Source organism: Mycobacterium sp. E3198 (genome assembly GCF_001667015.1).
Classification (GTDB): domain Bacteria; phylum Actinomycetota; class Actinomycetes; order Mycobacteriales; family Mycobacteriaceae; genus Mycobacterium.
In genome coordinates this window covers 18,224-35,930 of the sequence record NZ_LZIS01000203.1, presented here as the reverse complement: position 1 = coordinate 35,930, position 17,707 = coordinate 18,224, and the positions used below count along the sequence as shown (strand labels likewise).

The following is a 17,707-nucleotide window of genomic DNA, read 5'->3' as shown; positions in this document are numbered from 1 at the left end:
CCCAATTTAGCGGCCACGCGCGGCGACAAGTAATCTGCCGTCGACTCGCATCGCTGTGCGATTACCGCCCGATGCTATGGCGATCAAGGAATCGGCATGACCGGCACGCACCCGTTTGACGACGCCGTCCAACTCGACGCGATCGACGCCGAGGTCTGGCGGGGCAGCACGCATCCGGAATGGGCCAACATGGTGGGCCCCTTCGGCGGAATCACCACGGCCGTCATCGTGCGGGCCATCGAGACGCACCCCGATTGCATCGGTGAGCCGCTGGCGTTGACGGTCAACTTCGCCGCGCCCGTCGCCGACGGCGCCTTCGACCTGTCCCTCCGCGTCGTGCGCACCAACCGCACCAATCAGCACTGGTATGTGCAGCTGTGCCAACACGGCGAGGCCAAGGCCACGGCGACGGCGGTGTTCGCGACCGTGCGCGAGAGCTGGGCCGACACGGAAGCCCGCCCTCCCGGCGCGCCACCGCCGGAGGCGATCACACCTACCGGCATGGGCCACGTCGTTCGCTGGGCAGACCTCTACGACATGCGGTTCGTCGAAGGCCCGATGCCCGGCGCGGACGGCCCACCCGACGCATCGTCGACGACGACGTTGTGGGCGCGCGATAAAGCGCAGCGCCCCATCGACTACCCGGCGCTGGCCGCCCTGTCCGACGTCTTCTACCCGCGGGTCTTCCTGCGCCGCGGGGCAATCATGCCGGCGGGAACCATCTCGCTGACCACCTATTTCCTTGCTGACCGGCCCCAGCTCGACGCCGTGGGCGGCGACTACGTCCTGGCCACCGCACACGCGCACCGCTTCTCCGGCGGCTACTTCGACCAGAGCGCGCAGCTGTGGACACGAGACGGTGTCCTGCTGGCCACCACCCATCAGATCGTTTACTTCAAAGGTTGACGGGTTACAGTTTCGGCGTGAAATGTCATGCTCGGCGGAACCGCCTGTCGACCAGGATCGAGCCGCAATGACGGAGCAGACCACCGACGCCGGCGCCACCGCGCTGCTGGCCATCGAGGCGATCAAGCAGCTCAAGGCCCGCTACTGCCGCTACCTGGACGCTAAGGACTGGACGGCGTGGCGGTCGGTGTTCACCGACGATTTCCTGAGCGACACGTCCGAGGCCGGCGGCAAGCTGATCCGCGGCGCCGACGACTTCGTGGCGTTCACCCGCCGGGGCATCGGGCGCCCGGCACAGGCGACCGCCCACCAGGTGCACGCGCCCGAGATCGAACTGACGTCGGCGACCACGGCGCGCGGCGTGTGGGCCCTGCAAGACGTGGTGCGCTTCGGACCGGGGGTGAGCCTGGTCGGCTACGGCCACTACCACGAGACCTACGAGAACGTGGGAGGGCACTGGCTCATCAAGAGCTCCAAGCTGACCCGGCTGCGCGAGGACATCGTCACCCCGGTGTTCTCGGTTTACATTTCCGACCGGATCCGGCGGGTGGCTGGCAAGCTCGCCGGGCGGATGATCGATCGGTAGGCATCGATGACTGTTGACACCATTTTGATCACCGGCGCGTTCGGCCAGGTCGGCCGGCGATGCACGCAGCTCCTGCTCGAGCGGGGGCGCACCGTCGTGGCGATGGACCTGCGCACCGATAAAACGCTTGCGGCACAAGCGGAATTGGGCGCCGGTGCACCCGCCGGCGCGCTGATTCCGGCCTACGTCGACCTGCTGGACGCCGAGGCGGTGAGCGATCTGGTCGCGACACATCGGCCCGGGGCGATCATTCACCTCGCCGCCATCGTGTCGCCGCCGTCGTACCGCAATCCCGGGCTGGCGCGGCGCGTCAACGTGGGCGGTACGGAAAACCTGCTGGCGGCGGCCGCGACGCTGCCCCGCCCCCCGCTGTTTCTGATGGCGTCCAGCGCCGCGGTCTACGGGTCGCGCAACCCGTATCGCTACCCGGAGCGGATCACCCCGGACACGCCGGTGCAGCCCATCGACCAGTATGGCCAGGACAAGGTGCTGGCCGAGGCCGCAATCCGGGCGAGCGGCTTGCCGTATGCGCTGTACCGATTGGGCGGGATCATCTCGCCGGACACTCAGGCCGACATCAACGGTGACTACCTGACCCTGATGCGCTCGATGCCAAGCGACAACCGCATGCACGCGGTGGATGCGCGGGACGTGGCGCTGGCGTTCGCCAACGGCGTGGATCGCGAAGCGACGATCGCGGGCAAGGTCCTGCTCATCGGCGGCAACGAAACGTACGTGCTGTTGCAACGCGACCTCGAGGACGGCCTGATGACGGCGGCCGGGCTGGGCCCGCTCGGACCGTCGGCGAGCCTGCCCGGCGACCCGGGCGACGACCGCGGTTGGAGCTTCACCGGCTGGTACGACACCACCGAAGCGCAGGCGCTGCTCGACTTCCAAGAGCACGATTGGCACCAGACCCTGGCCTGGATCGCCGAATCCCAGGGCCGCCAACGCTTCGTGTTGCAGGCCCTCGGCCCGGTGTTGCGGCCGGCCATGCGCGCCGCACTCAAGCTGCAGCGTCGGGCCGAGCGGCGCGGCCCGTACGCCGACCCGTGGGCGCTGATCGAGAAGAAGTACGGCTCCGCGGCGCTGGCCTCCACCGACTAGGTCTGGGAGGCGAAGAAGACCGCGGCCTTGCGGATCGAGTCCTCGACGGGTTCCGGTTTCCACCCGAGCTCGCGTTCGGCCTTGCCGTGGTCCAGTGGCGACATCAGCTCCGCCATGCGGATTCCCGCGTAGGCGAAGGGAAGGTCACGGCGCAGCACACGCGCAAGCGCGTCGTTGACCCGCGCGCCGGCGCGCAGCGAGGCCACCGGGATGCCGATCCGCGGCGGCCGCCGGCCCACGGCGGTGGCCGCGATCTCGTGCAACTCCCGGACGCTCATGTACTTGTCGGAGATGATGTAGCGCTCGCCGCTCCGGCCGCGCTCCGCGGCCAAAAGCATTGCCCTGGAGGCATCTTCGATGCCCACAACTTCCGACGAGTAACCGAAGTAGAACGGGAAGCGCCCCTTGGCGACAAGGGCGAGCAACGATCCGTGCGGGGTCGGTGCCCAGTCGCCGGGGCCGTAGGTGGTGGAGATGCACATCGCCACGCCGGGCAGCCCTTTGTCCCGCGCGTACGACAGCAACAGATTTTCGCCGGCCACGCGCGCTTCGATGTAGGCGCCGCCCTCGTCCCAGTTGTGCGGATCGTCTTCGGTGACCGGGCCGGTGTCGCTGATCGCCAACGAGCCGGTGGTGCTGGTGTAGACGAACCTGGTGAGATCGGCGTCCAGGGCGGCATCCAGCACGTGCCGCAGCCCGTCGACGTTGGTCCGGAACAGGGGTGCCGGATCGCGCAGCCACATTCGCGCATCGACGACGCAGTAGTAGACGACGTCGCATCCGCTCATGGCGGCGCGCAGGGCGTCGTCGTCGAACACGTCCCCGTAGCAGCGCTCGACCGGCAGGTCGTCGATTCCTTTGGTGGAGCTGCTGCGGCGCAACATAACTCGGACGTCGGAACCCGTCGCGACGAGCTGGCGGGTGACATGGGATCCCAGGAAACCGCTGGCGCCGATCACCAGCTTCTTGCGACCCCCCACTAGCGGTCGATCCATCCCATTTGCGCGGCGGCGTGGTGGCCGCCGACGGGCGGGGTGAGCCGGTCGAGCCGCGCCAGTTGGTCGGGGCTGAGCTCGACGGTGTCGGCGGCGACGTTTTCCTCGAGCCTCGACACCCGTTTGGTTCCCGGAATCGGGACGATGTCAGGCCCTTTCGCCAGCAGCCAGGCCAGCGCGACCTGAGCCGGGGTGGCGCCGGCGTCGGCGGCGATGTCACGCACCTCGTCGGCGCACCTGAGGTTGTGCTCGAAGTTCTCGTCGAAGAAGCGGGGGTTGGTCTTGCGGTAGTCGGTGTCGGGGAGTTCGCCGGTGGAGCGGATCGCGCCGGTGAGGAAGCCGCGACCCAGCGGCGAGTAGGGAACGAATCCGATGCCCAGCTCACGCAACACGTCGAGGACCCCGTCCTCGGGGTCTCGCGTCCACAGCGAGTATTCGGACTGCACGGCGGTGATGGGGTGCACGGCGTGGGCGCGGCGAATGGTGTTGACCCCGACTTCGGAAAGGCCTATGTGCCGGACCTTTCCGGCGGCGACCAGCTCGGCCAGCGCCCCGATCGTGTCTTCGATGGGTGTGTCGCGGTCGAGGCGGTGTTGGTAGTAGAGGTCGATGCGGTCGGTCGCCAGCCTGCGCAGGGACCCGTCCACGGCGATGCGGATGTTGGCCGGGCTGCTGTCGAGGCCAACACGACCGGTATGGGAGATCAGGCCGAACTTGGTTGCCAGCACCACCTGATCCCGCCGGCCCGCCAGGGCGCGGGCGAGGAGCTCTTCGTTGACATAGGGACCGTAGACCTCGGCGGTGTCGATCAGCGTGACGCCGAGGTCGATGGCGCGGTGGACGGTGCGGATCGCTTCGGCGTCGTCGGTGCCGGCGCCGGCATAGGCGACGGACATGCCCATCGCGCCCAGACCGAGGCGTCCGACTTCAAGTTCGGCGAGATGAGCCCGTTTCATGGGCCCATTGTGCGCTGGGCCGCCACGAGCCGCGGGACGGGTACCGTTGCGCTCGTGCCCGACGCCGCCCGACCGGTCCGCAATCTGGCGGTCGACTTCTATCGCGCGTCGGGCGTGGTCCTCATCGTGCTGGGGCATTGGCTGGCCGGCTCGGTGACCTACCACGACGGATCTTTCGGTCGGCAGAACCCGCTCGTCGATATGCCGTGGACCCAGTGGCTGACCTGGCCGTTTCAGGCGGTGCCGACGTTCTTTCTGGTGGCCGGATATGCCAGCGCGTTGTCCTGGAAACATCGGCACGAGGCCGACGGCGTGTCCCGCCAGACCTGGCTCCGGCACCGATTGTCCCGGGTGTTGGGCCCGACCGCCGTGTACGTCGCGCTGGTGTCGATCATCGTGGTGGCGCTGGGCGCGGCGCACGTGGCCGGCTCGGTGCTGGAGTATGCGGGGTGGGCGGTGGCCATGCACCTGTGGTTCCTGGCCGTCTATCTGATCGTGGTGTCGTTGACGCCGATCGCGGTTGCCGCACAACGGCGTTGGGGGCTTATAGCGCCGGTGGCGCTGGTGGCGGCGGCCGTGGCCGTGGACGCCCTCGCGATCGGTCTGCACCTGCACCGCCTCGGCTGGTTGAACTACCTGCTGTGCTGGGGGACGTTCTACCAGCTCGGAATCGCCTGGCGCGCGGGCCTGTTGACCGGCCGGAGATCCGCACTGCTAGCGGTCGGTTCGGCGATCGCGCTGGCGCTGCTGATCGGGCTGGGACCCTACCCGGTCAGCATGATCGGCGTGCCCGGGCAGACCATCGACAACACGACGCCGCCCAACGCGGCACTGCTGGCCTTCGGATGCGCGCAGGCCGGAGTGGTCATGACCCTCGCACCGGCGCTCAACCGCGCGCTGCGCGCGGGTCCGGTCAAGCGGGCGCTGGCCGTCGCGAACGACAACGTGATGGCGCTGTACCTCTGGCACATGATTCCGGTCGTGATCGTCGCGGTGGTCGCCTACCCGGCGGGCCTGCTGCCGCAACCGCCGGAGGGCTCCGGCGCGTGGTGGCTGGCCCGGTTGGAGTGGGTGCTGGTACTGAGCGTGGTGACCGTGCTCGAGCTGGCGTTGCTGTACTGGGGGCGGCGCTTCTTCGCCGCCCCGCTGCCCATGCCCGGCGCGCCCCTGACGGATCGTTCGGGGGAAATCTGCCTGCTGGCCGGAGTCGCACTGGCCGCCGCCGGCCTGCATTTCTTCGCCTACCTGGGCTTTGCGCCGGACGGGCGGTTCCCGTGGCTGATTGCGGCGCTCTTCGCCTCGGGGGCGCTGCTGGCCTCGCTTCGCCCAACGAAGGTCGGCCGGCGGTCGCCCGACGCGGCGCGCACGACCGGACGAATTGTTTGAATCTTCCCTGAATCGGCTTTGCCGACCGACTTACGACCCCCCGACAGGGGCCGTAATGCCCTGGTCGGGAGCGGTATATGGGGGCAGACTTCGGGTAGGTTCGGCGCCATTTCGACGCCCGGGCCAGACGGAGATCGCCAAGGGAGTACACCGATGTTAAACAGCCTGACGCTCCACAACAACGAGGTCGCCCAGCAGCGTGCGCAGGACACCGAGCTCCTCAAGGACTCGGGTGTGCACAAGCTTGTCGTCACCGATCGCGACGGCAACTGTTTGGCCTTCGTATTGGCTTGGGACAGCTTCGAATACGACGCTGAGACCGACACTTACGTGTGTGTTGCGGACGGCGACGGCAGGGAGCTCATGACCGTGTACGCCGCCGGCGATATCAAGTCGGCACCGGGCGCGAACATGTACGTGATCACCGCACCGGACGGTTCGCAGGCCACGGGGCATCTCAGGCCCTGTTGACCTCCCCGGCGTACCGGGCGGCTTTGACCCGAGCGTTTCGCGTAGCGACCCGCGCTCGCGCGACCCGTCACGATCCGTCACGGGCGCAGCAGTCCGTGACGCCCCATGCCCACCCGACCTTTTGGGCGCGTGCGACACGGCCGCCGGCCCGACAATGTGCGGACGGGTTTCGGTGGGCGCCGGGTTATGATAGACCGTTCGTACGGTTAGTCCACGCCGAAGGTTCGAGCTCAAGATGCCCAGATCGCCTGGAAGACGCGGCGAAATTCTCGACGCTTTTGTCCGCTACGTCGCCGAACGTGGTTACGACAGAACGAATATCGGTGACATCGCCGACGAGCTCGGCATGTCCAAGGGCACCATCGTTCATCATTTCGGGACCAAGGCGCAGATGTTGCGCGAACTCGAAGAAACGCACCTGGCCCGCCAGCTCGATGTGCTGCGGATGGCGTGGGACCGACTGGCCGCGCCGCACGAACGCATCGCCGCGATCATCTACGCCTCCGCGCTGCTGCAGGTGACCGAGCGCGATGCGACGGTGGCAAGCCAGCGCGAGGTGGTGCAGTTGTCCGATGACCCGGCCATGCAGCAAGTGCGCAAGTTGCGTCATCAATTGCAAACGATGGCGATTGACGAGATCCGGAACGGCATAGAGATCGGCGTCTTCCGCACGGTCGACGTCGAACTGGCGGCGCTGCAGCTGTGGGGATCGCTGGAGTGGATGTGGGTGTGGTTCCACCCCGCCGATTCACGGACACCCGAACAAGTCGGGGCGGCATTCGTCGACGTGTTCCTCGGCGGCCTGCTGCTCGACCGGCTAGGGCTCAGCAGGTGGGCGAATCCGGCCGCGGACGTCGTTGCGGTGGTGCGCGAAAGCCTCGCCGCGGCGGGCGCCACCACCGATTGACCGTCTGACGGCGGAATAGCGTGCGCCGGACGGCAATTGCCGTCCCACGAGCGCGCGCCGGCCGCACCGGGTCCTTCAGCCATTTGACCGCTTACCTTCGCGGGCCGCCGATTCCCGCGTTTATTGACTGACCGTACGGTCTAATGCCATAGTTGCTGGGTGGGGCAAGCGAATGCGGCATGCGGCATGGAGGCAGACATCGTCGACCGGCGTGGGGAGCCAAGCGATGCGCCGCATCGCGCCTCACGCCTGGATGCGCCGCGCCATAGGTCATCGCCATCCCGGCGAACGGCGAAACACTTTTTACGACAGCGCTTTTCGCGGAGTGCGGCTTGTGTTCCCCTCCCCTGTCGGGATTGCCGACGCCCATGACCACCTCCAGCGTGATTGGCAGCAAAGCACTCCAGCGGATCCGGCCCGGGACCGAAGTGGCCGGCGGCTTCTTCCGCATGTGCGTGCTGACCGGTAAGGCCCTGCGGCAGCCGTTCGAGTGGCGTGAATTCATCTGGACCGGCTGGTTCCTCATGCGGGTGTCGCTGCTGCCCACCATCGCGGTGTCCATCCCGGAAACCGTGCTGCTCATCTTCACGCTCAACCTCCTGCTCGCCGAGATCGGCGCCGCCGACGTCTCCGGTGCCGGCGCCGCGATCGGCGCCGTCACCCAACTCGGCCCGATCGTGACGGTGCTCGTGGTTGCCGGCGCCGGGGGCACCGCGATCTGCGCCGACCTCGGCGCGCGCACCATCCGCGAGGAGATCGACGCCCTCGAGGTGCTCGGCATCGACCCGATCCACCGGCTGGTGGTCCCCCGCGTCGTCGCCTCGACGATCGTCGCGGTCCTGCTCAACGGCCTCGTGGTCGCCGTCGGCCTGGGGGGCGGCTACCTGTTCAGCGTGTACCTGCAGAACGTCTCGAGCGGTGCGTATCTCTCGACGCTGACGGCGCTGACGGGCCTGCCCGAGGTGGTGATCGCATTCACCAAAGCCGCGACGTTCGGGCTGATCGCCGGCCTGGTCGGGTGTTACCGCGGGTTGATCGTCCATGGTGGGTCCAAGGGCCTCGGCACCGCCGTCAACGAGACGGTGGTGCTCTGTTTCATCGCGCTCTTCGCGGTCAATGCGGCGCTGACCACCATCGGTGTCCGGTTCGGGACAGGGCGCTGACATGACCGCGACCTCGGTAGCCACCCCGGCGCGGTTCCACTTTCCGCGGGCCACCCTCGTTCGGTACAGCGAAGCCCCGGCCCGGGCACTGGTCGAGCTCGGGCAGATGGTGTGGTTCGCGCTGAGCGCGGTCGGGCAGATCCCCTTCGCCCTGCACCGCTACCGCAAAGAGCTGCTGCGGATGGTCGCCCAGATGGGGATGGGCAGCGGCGCCATGGCCGTCGTCGGAGGCACCGCCGCCATCGTCGGCTTCATCACCCTGTCCGCGGGCTCCCTCGTCGCCATCCAGGGCTACGCGACGCTCGGCAACATCGGCGTCGAGGCCTTCACCGGATTTCTGGCCGCGCTGGTGAACGTCCGGTTTGTCGCGCCGGTGGCCGCCGGGCAGGCGCTGGCCGCCACCGTCGGCGCCGGCGCGACGGCCGAACTGGGCGCCATGCGCATCAGCGAGGAGATCGATGCGCTGGAGGTGATGAGCATCCGGTCCGTCGCCTATCTGGCGTCCACCCGGATCGTGGCGGGCCTGATCGTCATCATCCCGCTGTACGGGCTGGCGATCACCATGGCCTTCGCCTCCCAACAGGTCACCACGGTTTTCTTCTACGGACAGTCCGCCGGCACGTACAACCACTACTTCCATACCTTCCTGCGCCTCAACGACGTGGGCTGGTCGTTCGCGGAGGTGATCCTGGTTGCGGTGGTGGTGATGACCACCCACTGCTACTACGGCTACAACGCCAGCGGTGGACCGGTCGGCGTCGGCGAAGCGGTCGGCCGGTCGATGCGGCTGTCGCTGATCACGATCGTCGTCGTGGTGGTGCTGACCGCGATGGCGGTCTACGGAAAAAGCCCGAACTTCAACCTCACCGTGTAACCGCCATGACGTCCCCGGCCCCGAAACTCAAGGAGAACCCGCCACGCATCCCGCCGTACAAGACGGCCGCCGCGGTGTTCTTGGTGGTCGCCATCGTGGCGTTGGCGTTGGTGTGGCTGCAGTTTCGGGGCGAGCTCACGCCGAAGACGCACCTGACGATGATTGCTCCGCGGTCGGGTTTGGTGATGGATCCGGGGTCGAAGGTCACCTACAACGGGGTGGAAGTCGGTCGGGTAGCCAACATTTCGGAGATCCAGCGTGATGGGACACCCGCGGCCAAGTTCGCCCTGGACGTCAATCCCAAGTACATCAGCCTGATTCCGGCCAATGTGGAGGCCAATATCAGGGCGACCACGGTGTTCGGCAACAAGTATGTGGCCTTGAACTCCCCGAAAAACCCCACACCACAACGCATCACGCCCGAGCACGTGATCGACGCGAGGTCGGTGACGACGGAGTTCAACACCTTGTTCGGGACGATCACCTCGATCGCGGAGAAGGTGGACCCGGTCAAGGTGAACTTGACGCTGGCCGCGGCCGCGCAGGCACTGACCGGTCTGGGCGACAAGTTCGGGCAGTCGATCGTCAACGCCAACGCCATCCTCGACGACATCAATCCGCAGATGCCGCAGATCCGACATGACATTGCGCAATTAGCGGCCCTGGGCGACACCTACGCCAACGCCGCACCGGATCTGTTGGACGCCCTCAACCACGCCGTGGTCACGGCGCGCACGCTGCACCGGCAGGAAGCCGACCTGGATACCGCGTTGTTGGCCGCGGCAGGGCTGGGCAACACCGGCGAAGACATCTTCCGGCGTGGCGGGCCCTACCTGCAGCGGGGACTCGCCGATCTGGTGCCCACCGCCCGACTGTTCGACACCTACAGCCCCGAAATCTTTTGCACCGTTCGCAATTACTACGACGAAGAACCCGCGGCCTATGCGACGACGGGCGGCGGCAACGGCTACGCGCTGCGAACCATGACCGAGCTGACGTCGGGGTTGGGCGGCATCCTGACGCTGCCGGGGCTGGCCGGCACAGTGCTCACCCAGGGACTGCTCGGGCTGGCCGGGCTGGTGGGCGGGGCGCCGAATCCCTATGTGTTTCCCGACAATCTGCCGCGCGTGAACGCTCGGGGCGGCCCGGGCGGTGCGCCCGGGTGCTGGCAGGCCATCAACCACGACCTGTGGCCAGCACCCGAATTGATCGTGGACACCGGCGCCAGCCTCGCGCCGTATAACCATCTGGACACCGGCTCGCCGTACGCCATCGAGTACGTGTGGGGCCGCCAAGTCGGGGACAACACGATCAACCCATGAAAATCACCGGCTCCGCCATCAAACTCGGCATCGTCTCGCTGGTGCTGCTGCTCATCACCGTGTCGATCGTCGTCGTATTCGCTCAGATGCGCTTCAACAGCACCAACAGCTATTCCGCCGAGTTCAACAATGCGAGCGGGCTGAAAAACGGCCAGTTCGTCCGCGCCTCCGGGGTGGAGGTCGGCAAGGTCAAGGCGGTGCAACTGGTCGACGGGGGCCGCAAGGCGGTGGTGCACTTCGACGTCGACCGCTCGATCACGCTCTACCAGTCGACGACCGCGCAGATCCGCTATCTCAACCTGTTCGCCGACCGCTACCTCGAGCTCAAGCGCGGCGAAGGCGCAGGCGCCGACCGGGTGCTGCCGCCGGGTGGCTTCATCCCGTTGTCCCGCACCTCACCGGCGCTGGATCTCGACGCCCTCATCGGTGGTTTCAAGCCGCTGTTCCGCGCCCTGGATCCGGAAAAGGTCAACACGATCGCGTCGGCACTCATCACCGTGTTTCAGGGTCAGGGCGGCACCATCAACGACATCCTCGACCAGACGGCGCAACTGACCGCGCACATCGCCGAGCGCGACCAGGCGATCGGCGAGGTGGTCAAGAACCTGAATGTCGTGCTGGACACCACTGTTCGGCATCGCAACGAGTTCGACCAGACGATAGACAACTTCGAGAAATTGATCACCGGGCTGCAGAACCACGCGGACCCGCTGGCCGCCGGCACCGCGCACCTCAGCAACGCCGCCGGGACGGTGGCCGACCTGCTGGGGGACAACCGCGCCCTACTGCACAAGGCGATCAACTACCTGCAGGCCCTGCAGCAGCCGCTCGTCGACCAACGCGATCAGCTCAGCGATCTGATCCACAAGACGCCGACCGCGCTCAACCTGATCGGGCGCAGCATCGGGCTCTACGGCGACTGGGTGAACTTCTACGTCTGCGACCTCACGATCAAGTGGAACGGGCTGCAGGCCGGCGGCCCGGTCCGCACCGTCCGGATCTGGCAGCAGCCCACCGGTAGGTGCACGCCGCAATGAGAACCCTGACGGAATTCAACCGCAGTCGTGTCGGGCTGATGGGCATCACAGTGCTGGTGCTCGCGGTCGCCGTCGGCCAAAGCTTCACCAGCGTCCCGATGCTGTTTGCCAGTCCGAGCTACTACGGGCAGTTCACCGACACCGGTCAGCTGAACAAGGGCGACAAGGTGCGCATCTCCGGCGTGAACGTCGGCAAGGTGGAGGGGCTCGACATCGACGGCGACCACGTCCTCATCAAGTTTTCCCTCGGCCCCAACACGATCGGCACCGAAAGCCGGCTCGCGATCAAGACCGATACCATCCTCGGCAAGAAGGTGCTCGAGATCGAGCCGCGCGGAACGCAGACGTTGCGGCCGGGCGGCGTTTTGCCGCTGGGCCAAAGCACCACCCCCTATCAGCTCTACGACGCGAACTTCGACATCACCAAGGCCGCCGCCGGCTGGGACATCGACACCGTCAAGCGGTCGCTGAACGTCTTGTCGCAGACCGTCGACCAGACCTACCCGCACCTGTCCGCCACCCTCGACGGCCTGGCCAAGTTCTCCGACACCATCGGCAAGCGCGACGAGCAGATCAAGCACCTGCTCGCCCAGGCCCATCAGGTCGCCAGCGTGCTCGGTGACCGCAGCGAACAGGTCAACCGGCTCCTGGTCAACGCGAAGACGTTGCTCGCCGCGTTCAACGAACGCGCCCGCGCCATTTCCGCTCTGCTGCAGAATGTTTCCGCCTTCTCGGCTCAGGTGCAGGGATTCATCAACGACAACCCGAACCTCAACCCGGTGCTGGAGCAGTTGCGCGCCATCAGCGACGTGCTGGTGGCGCGCAAAGACGACCTGGCCCAAACCCTCACCTACGTCAGCCAATTCGCCGCGTCGCTCGGTGAGTCGGTCGCGTCGGGACCCTACTTCAAGATCGTGCTTTCCAACCTGCTGCCGTACTGGATCCTGCAGCCGTTCGTCGACGCCGCCTTCAAGAAGCGTGGCATCGACCCCGAGGACTTCTGGCGCAGCGCCGGCCTGCCCGAGTTCCGCTGGCCCGACCCCAACGGCACCCGGTTCCCCAACGGTGCGCCGCCGCCCGCGCCCCCGGTGCTGGAAGGCACGCCGGATCACCCGGGTCCGGCCGTCCCGCCGGGCACGGCGTGCTCGTACACCCCGCCCCCCGGCGCGGCACCGCGGCCGTGGAACCCCTTGCCGTGCGCGGGCATCGACGTCGGGCCGTTCGGCGGCAGCTTCCCGGCGCCGATCGACGTCCAGCCGTCGCCGCCGAACCCGAACGGCCTCCCGCCGACACCGGGGATCGCGATCGCCGGACGGCCGGGCGCGCCGCCCCCTGACGTGCCGGGCACACCGGTGCCGCTGCCCACCCAGGCGCCTCCGGGCGCGCGCACCGAGAACCTGCAACCACCCGGCCCCGTCCCGCCACCGTCGGCATTCGCGCCCGGGCTGCCGCCGGGGCCGCCCGCGCCGCCGGGGCCCGGCGAGCAGCTACCGGCCCCGTTCATCACGCCGGGCGGCACCGGAGGGAGCGGCGCAACGGGAGGTAGCCAGAATTGAGCACCACCTCGAGGTTTCGCAACCGGCGGTCCCGGCGGGTGATCGCGGCGGTGGTCGTGGCGCTGGCTCTGCTCGCGGGGTTCGTCGGGTTGCGGCTCTACGACAAGTTCACCACCAACACTGTGGTTGCCTACTTCCCGTCGGCGAACGCGCTGTATGCCGGGGACAAGGTCCAGATCATGGGCGTCCGCGTGGGCTCGGTCGACAAAATCGAGCCGGCCGGCGACAAGATGAAGGTGACGTTCCACTACGACAACAAGTACAAGGTCCCCGCCAACGCGTCCGCCGTGATCGTGAACCCAACCCTGGTGGCGTCGCGCAACATTCAGTTGGAGCCGCCATACCGCGGTGGTCCGGTGCTGGCCGACAACGCGGTGATTCCGATCGAGCGCACGCAGGTGCCGACGGAATGGGACCAGTTGCGCGAAAGCGTCGCCAACGTCATCGACAAACTCGGACCGACCCCCGAGCAGCCCAAGGGCCCGTTCGGTGAGGCCATCGAGTCGTTCGCGGACGGCCTGGCCGGCAAGGGCAAGCAGATCAACACGACGCTGAACAGCCTGTCGCAGGCGTTGACCGCGCTCAACGAGGGTCGCGGCGACTTCTTCGCGGTGGTGCGCAGCCTCGCGCAGTTCGTCAACGCCCTGCACAAAGACGACCGGCAGTTCGTCGCGCTCAACACCAACCTGGCCCAATTCACCGACGAACTGACCGGATCCGACCGCGACCTCGCCAACGCGCTGCAGCAGTTCGACAGCCTGCTGACCACCCTGCGCCCGTTCCTGGACAAGAACCGCGAGGTGTTCTCGCATGACGTCGACAACCTGGCCAACCTGACCACCACGCTCGTCCAACCCGATCCGCTGAACGGTCTGGAGACCGCGCTGCACGTGCTGCCGACGCTGGAGACGAACCTCAGCCAGATTTACCACCCGGCGCACGGCGCGGTCATGTCCATCCCGGCGATCCCGAACTTCGCGAACCCAATGCAGTTCGTCTGCAGCATGATTCAGGCCGGCAGCCGGCTCGGCTATCAGGATTCGGCCGAGTTGTGTGCCCAGTACCTCGCGCCGGTTCTCGACGCGATCAAGTTCAACTACCTGCCGTTCGGTCTGAACCTGTTCACCCCCGCCGAGACGCTGCCGAAGGAAGTCGCCTACTCCGAGCCCCGGCTGCAGCCGCCGAACGGGTACAAGGACACGACGGTGCCCGGGATCTGGGTGCCCGACACCCCGTTGTCACACCGCAACACCCAGCCCGGCTGGGTCGTCGCGCCGGGCATGCAGGGCACCCAGGTGGGGCCGATCACCGGCAACCTGTTGACCCCCGACTCGCTGGCCGAGTTGATGGGCGGCCCGGACGCCGCGCCGCCGCCGCCCGGCCTGCAGACGCCGCCGGGACCGCCGAACGCCTACGACGAGAACCCCGTGCTGCCGCCGATCGGCGTGCAGGCCCCGCAGGTGCCGATCCCCCCGCCGCCACCGGGGCCGGGCGTGGTCCCCGGGCCGGTCGCACCGACTCCCGCGCAGGCGGCGGGAGCGGGATCATGATGCGCGCCTGGGTCATTCGCTGCCGGCACCGGACGCGGCAGGGGCTGGCGCTGCTGGCCGCTGTCGTGGCGCTGACGTCCTGCGCGAAATGGCATGGCATCGCGAACGTGCCGATGCCCGGTGGCCCGGGCAGCGGCCCCGGCAACTACACGATCTACGTGCAGATGCCCGACACGCTGGCCCTCAACGACAACAGCCGGGTGCGGGTGGCCGACGTGTTCGTCGGCACGGTGCGCGCGATCAGCCTGAAGAACTGGATCGCCACGCTGACGCTGCGTCTGGACAAGGGCGTCAAGTTACCCAAGAACGCGACCGCCAAGATCGGGCAGACCAGTTTGCTTGGCTCTCAGCACATCGAGTTGGCCGCGCCCCCGAATCCGTCCCCACAGCTGCTGAGGGACGGCGACACCATCCCGCTGAGCAGCGCGTCGGCGTATCCAACGACGGAGCAGACGCTGGCCAGCCTCGCCATGATCTTGCGCGGCGGCGGCATCCCCAACCTCGAAGTGCTGCAGAACGAGGTCTACAACATCGTCAACGGGCGGGCCGAGCCGATCCGCGCCTTCCTGGGCAAGCTGGACACCTTCACCGCCAGGCTCGACGAGCAGCGAAACGACATCACCCGGGCCATCGATTCCACCAACCGGCTGTTGGCGTACGTGGGCCCCCGCTCCGACGTTCTGGATCGGGTCCTCACCGAATTCCCGCCGCTGCTCAAGCATTTCGCCGACAAGCAGAACCTGCTCATCAACGCCGTCGACGCGACGGGACGGCTCAGCCAGGTCGCGGACCAATACCTGTCCGCCTCGCGGGGCGACCTCCACGAAAATCTGCAGGCGCTGCAGTGCCCCTTGCGGGAACTCGGCCGTTCCGCGCCATATCTGATCCGGGCGCTCAAGCTCATCCTCGTCCGGCCGTTCGACATCGACGCCGTGCCGAAGGCGTTCCGCGGCGACTACTTCAACCTGTCGCTGACGCTCGATTTGACCATGAGCTCCGTCGATAACGCGATCCTCACCGGCACGGGATTCTCCGGAGCGCTGCGCGCGCTCGAGCAGTCCTGGGGCCGCGACCCCGAAACGATGATCCCCGACGTCCGGTACACGCCGAACCCCAACGACGCGCCGGGCGGCCCGCTGGTGGAACGGGCGGATCGGCAATGCTGACCCCCTTCATCAAGCGTCAGCTGATCATGTTCGCCATCCTGTCCGCGGTCACGGCGGTGGTACTGGGCGGCTACTACCTGCAAATTCCGACGGCGGCCGGGATCGGCCAGTACACGCTGAACGCGGACCTGCCCGCGTCGGGGGGTCTGTACGAGACGGCCAACGTCGCTTATCGCGGTGAGACCATCGGCAAGGTCATCGCGGTCGAGCCGACCGAGACGGGCGCGCGGGTGACCATGCGCATCGCCGACCGCTACAAGATCCCGATCGACGCGTCGGCCAACGTGCATTCGGTGTCGGCGGTCGGCGAGCAGTACCTCGATCTGGTGTCGACCGGGAACCCGGGCAAGTACTTCGCGCCCGGACAGACGATCACCCACGGCACCGTGCCCACCGAGATCGGCCCGGCGGTGGACGCCGCCAACCGCGGGCTGGCCGCGCTGCCCAAGGAGAAGATCTCCTCGCTCCTTGACGAAACAGCCCAAGCGGTAGGCGGATTGGGTCCCGCCTTGCAGCGCCTGGTCGATGCGACGCAGGCGATCGCCGGCGACTTCAAGACCAACATCTCCGACATCAACGACATCATCCAGAATTCCGGGCCGATCATCGACAGCCAGGTCAACTCGGGTGACTCGATCCAGCGCTGGTCGCACAACCTCGACATTCTGGCCGCGCAGAGCGCGGAAAACGACCAGCACGTGCGCAGCATCCTGACGCAGGGCGCACCGACCGCCGATCAGGTCAACGCCGTGTTCGGCGACATCCGCGAATCGCTGCCGCAGACCCTGGCGAACCTCGAGATCGTGCTGGACATGCTCAAGCGCTACCACAAGGGCGTCGAGCAGTTGCTGGTCGCCTATCCGCAGGGCGCCTCGGAAGGCCAGACGGTGACGGCGCCCTTCCCGGGCTACGCGTCGCTGGGCACCTCACTGACGATCAACCAGCCGCCGCCATGTCTGACCGGATTTCTCCCGGCGGCCGAGTGGCGATCTCCGGCGGACACCAGCCTGGCACCGATGCCGTCCGGAACCTATTGCAAGATCCCGCAAGACGCCCCGGCCAACGCCGTGCGCGGGGCACGCAACCTGCCGTGTGTCGACGTTCCCGGCAAGCGCGCCGCGACGCCCCGGGAATGCCGCGACCCCAACCCGTACGTCCCGCTGGGCACCAACCCGTGGTACGGCGACCCCAACCAGATCCTGACCTGCCCGGCACCCGCGGCGCGCTGCGACCAGCCGGTGAAACCGGGCCAGGTGATGCAGGCGCCGTCGGTCAACAACGGGCTCAACCCGGCGCCCTCGGACCGGGTCGCGGGCACGCCGCCCCCCGTCAGCGATGTGTTGCAGCGGCCGGGATCGGGGACGGTCCAGTGCAATGGGCAGCAGCCCAACCCCTGCGTCTACACCCCGGGCGGGCCTCCCGCCGCCGTGTACAGCCCGCAGAGCGGCGCGCTCGTCGGGCCCGACGGCGTCAAATACGCGGTCGAAAACTCGACCAAAACCGGCGACGACGGGTGGAAGGACATGCTGGCGCCGCCCCGCTGAGTCACTGTTTGTCCAATTCGTCTGATTTGCAACGTTGTTCGCTGTGTTCCGAGCAGTTGGCGACGAGCGGCGTGCGGCTCGGCGGGCGGCCCGCGCCCAGAGCCGGACCGGCCGCCTGGGGTTTGACACTGACCGCACGTACAGTCATATAATTACATGGGGTTGCGGGCCGTGCCGCGGC

The 17,707-nt window shown here is 67.6% G+C and carries 16 protein-coding genes; 14 read left to right on the top strand and 2 right to left on the bottom strand.

All coding sequences use genetic code 11. From position 1 onward, the window contains the following. Positions 1-96: 96 nt before the first annotated feature. From A5673_RS22280 to A5673_RS22270, 3 genes are all read left to right on the top strand, one after another. Complete coding sequence (locus A5673_RS22280) at positions 97-906, top strand: acyl-CoA thioesterase II (protein WP_068237592.1); 810 nt, start codon at positions 97-99, stop codon at positions 904-906. Positions 907-973: 67 nt separating this feature from the next. Beyond that, positions 974-1,492 carry a nuclear transport factor 2 family protein gene (locus A5673_RS22275; protein ID WP_068237589.1) on the top strand — a complete coding sequence of 173 codons (519 nt, stop codon included), beginning with the start codon at positions 974-976 and terminating at the stop codon, positions 1,490-1,492. Positions 1,493-1,498: 6 nt separating this feature from the next. Continuing rightward, positions 1,499-2,599, top strand: a complete 1,101-nt coding sequence (locus tag A5673_RS22270) for an NAD(P)-dependent oxidoreductase (protein ID WP_068237586.1) — start codon at positions 1,499-1,501, stop codon at positions 2,597-2,599. On the opposite strand, the gene A5673_RS22265 is transcribed toward A5673_RS22270, so the two are convergent. Together A5673_RS22265 and A5673_RS22260 are read right to left on the bottom strand one after the other, a co-directional pair. Beyond that, complete coding sequence (locus tag A5673_RS22265) at positions 2,596-3,579, bottom strand: NAD-dependent epimerase/dehydratase family protein (RefSeq protein ID WP_231971427.1); 984 nt, start codon at positions 3,577-3,579, stop codon at positions 2,596-2,598. The two genes, A5673_RS22270 and A5673_RS22265, sit on opposite strands and share 4 nt — an antisense overlap. Then, the gene (locus tag A5673_RS22260; RefSeq protein ID WP_068237581.1) at positions 3,579-4,550 is read right to left on the bottom strand and encodes an aldo/keto reductase; all 972 of its coding nucleotides are present in this window, start codon (positions 4,548-4,550) and stop codon (positions 3,579-3,581) included. Before A5673_RS22260 ends, A5673_RS22265 begins: the two co-directional genes overlap by 1 nt. Positions 4,551-4,604: 54 nt before the next feature. Here A5673_RS22260 and A5673_RS22255 point away from each other — a divergent pair, with 54 nt between their 5' ends. From A5673_RS22255 to A5673_RS22205, 11 genes are all read left to right on the top strand, one after another. Further along, positions 4,605-5,936: an acyltransferase gene (locus A5673_RS22255; RefSeq protein WP_068237677.1), complete on the top strand. Its 1,332-nt coding sequence runs from the start codon at positions 4,605-4,607 to the stop codon at positions 5,934-5,936. Between the two features lie 153 nt (positions 5,937-6,089). After that, the gene (locus A5673_RS22250) at positions 6,090-6,407 is read left to right on the top strand and encodes a hypothetical protein (RefSeq protein ID WP_068237579.1); all 318 of its coding nucleotides are present in this window, start codon (positions 6,090-6,092) and stop codon (positions 6,405-6,407) included. A 235-nt stretch (positions 6,408-6,642) separates the two neighbouring features. Next, on the top strand, positions 6,643-7,314 hold the full coding sequence (locus A5673_RS22245; protein WP_068237578.1) for a TetR/AcrR family transcriptional regulator: 672 nt from the start codon (positions 6,643-6,645) through the stop codon (positions 7,312-7,314). A 449-nt stretch (positions 7,315-7,763) separates the two neighbouring features. Next, entirely contained in the window at positions 7,764-8,477 is a 714-nt protein-coding gene (locus tag A5673_RS22240) for an MlaE family ABC transporter permease (protein WP_369806517.1), read from the top strand. A gap of 1 nt (position 8,478) precedes the next feature. Beyond that, a complete protein-coding gene (locus tag A5673_RS22235; RefSeq protein WP_068237572.1) occupies positions 8,479-9,351 on the top strand; it encodes an ABC transporter permease in 873 nt (290 codons plus the stop codon). Between the two features lie 5 nt (positions 9,352-9,356). Further along, positions 9,357-10,673: an MCE family protein gene (locus A5673_RS22230; RefSeq protein ID WP_068237570.1), complete on the top strand. Its 1,317-nt coding sequence runs from the start codon at positions 9,357-9,359 to the stop codon at positions 10,671-10,673. Beyond that, positions 10,670-11,710, top strand: a complete 1,041-nt coding sequence (locus A5673_RS22225; RefSeq protein ID WP_068237567.1) for a virulence factor Mce family protein — start codon at positions 10,670-10,672, stop codon at positions 11,708-11,710. The genes A5673_RS22230 and A5673_RS22225 overlap by 4 nt, the downstream gene beginning before the upstream one ends. Continuing rightward, positions 11,707-13,266: a virulence factor Mce family protein gene (locus tag A5673_RS22220; RefSeq protein ID WP_068237565.1), complete on the top strand. Its 1,560-nt coding sequence runs from the start codon at positions 11,707-11,709 to the stop codon at positions 13,264-13,266. The genes A5673_RS22225 and A5673_RS22220 overlap by 4 nt, the downstream gene beginning before the upstream one ends. Next, positions 13,263-14,816 (top strand): virulence factor Mce family protein, encoded by a 1,554-nt coding sequence (locus A5673_RS22215; RefSeq protein WP_068237564.1) that lies wholly within the window; start codon positions 13,263-13,265, stop codon positions 14,814-14,816. The genes A5673_RS22220 and A5673_RS22215 overlap by 4 nt, the downstream gene beginning before the upstream one ends. Continuing rightward, positions 14,813-15,982, top strand: coding sequence for a virulence factor Mce family protein (locus A5673_RS22210; protein WP_369806514.1), 1,170 nt, complete (start codon positions 14,813-14,815; stop codon positions 15,980-15,982). Before A5673_RS22215 ends, A5673_RS22210 begins: the two co-directional genes overlap by 4 nt. After that, positions 15,976-17,526, top strand: coding sequence for an MlaD family protein (locus tag A5673_RS22205; RefSeq protein WP_068237563.1), 1,551 nt, complete (start codon positions 15,976-15,978; stop codon positions 17,524-17,526). Before A5673_RS22210 ends, A5673_RS22205 begins: the two co-directional genes overlap by 7 nt. The last annotated feature ends 181 nt before the right edge of the window (positions 17,527-17,707 follow it).

Coding starts and splice junctions, on each gene's coding strand:
- A5673_RS22205 (WP_068237563.1), top strand. CDS start 15,976: ATGCTGACCCCCTTCATCAAGCGTCAGCTGATCATGTTCGCCATCCTG.
- A5673_RS22210 (WP_369806514.1), top strand. CDS start 14,813: ATGATGCGCGCCTGGGTCATTCGCTGCCGGCACCGGACGCGGCAGGGG.
- A5673_RS22260 (WP_068237581.1), bottom strand. CDS start 4,550: ATGAAACGGGCTCATCTCGCCGAACTTGAAGTCGGACGCCTCGGTCTG.
- A5673_RS22270 (WP_068237586.1), top strand. CDS start 1,499: ATGACTGTTGACACCATTTTGATCACCGGCGCGTTCGGCCAGGTCGGC.
- A5673_RS22230 (WP_068237570.1), top strand. CDS start 9,357: ATGACGTCCCCGGCCCCGAAACTCAAGGAGAACCCGCCACGCATCCCG.
- A5673_RS22280 (WP_068237592.1), top strand. CDS start 97: ATGACCGGCACGCACCCGTTTGACGACGCCGTCCAACTCGACGCGATC.
- A5673_RS22245 (WP_068237578.1), top strand. CDS start 6,643: ATGCCCAGATCGCCTGGAAGACGCGGCGAAATTCTCGACGCTTTTGTC.
- A5673_RS22220 (WP_068237565.1), top strand. CDS start 11,707: ATGAGAACCCTGACGGAATTCAACCGCAGTCGTGTCGGGCTGATGGGC.
- A5673_RS22240 (WP_369806517.1), top strand. CDS start 7,764: ATGTGCGTGCTGACCGGTAAGGCCCTGCGGCAGCCGTTCGAGTGGCGT.
- A5673_RS22225 (WP_068237567.1), top strand. CDS start 10,670: ATGAAAATCACCGGCTCCGCCATCAAACTCGGCATCGTCTCGCTGGTG.
- A5673_RS22250 (WP_068237579.1), top strand. CDS start 6,090: ATGTTAAACAGCCTGACGCTCCACAACAACGAGGTCGCCCAGCAGCGT.
- A5673_RS22235 (WP_068237572.1), top strand. CDS start 8,479: ATGACCGCGACCTCGGTAGCCACCCCGGCGCGGTTCCACTTTCCGCGG.
- A5673_RS22275 (WP_068237589.1), top strand. CDS start 974: ATGACGGAGCAGACCACCGACGCCGGCGCCACCGCGCTGCTGGCCATC.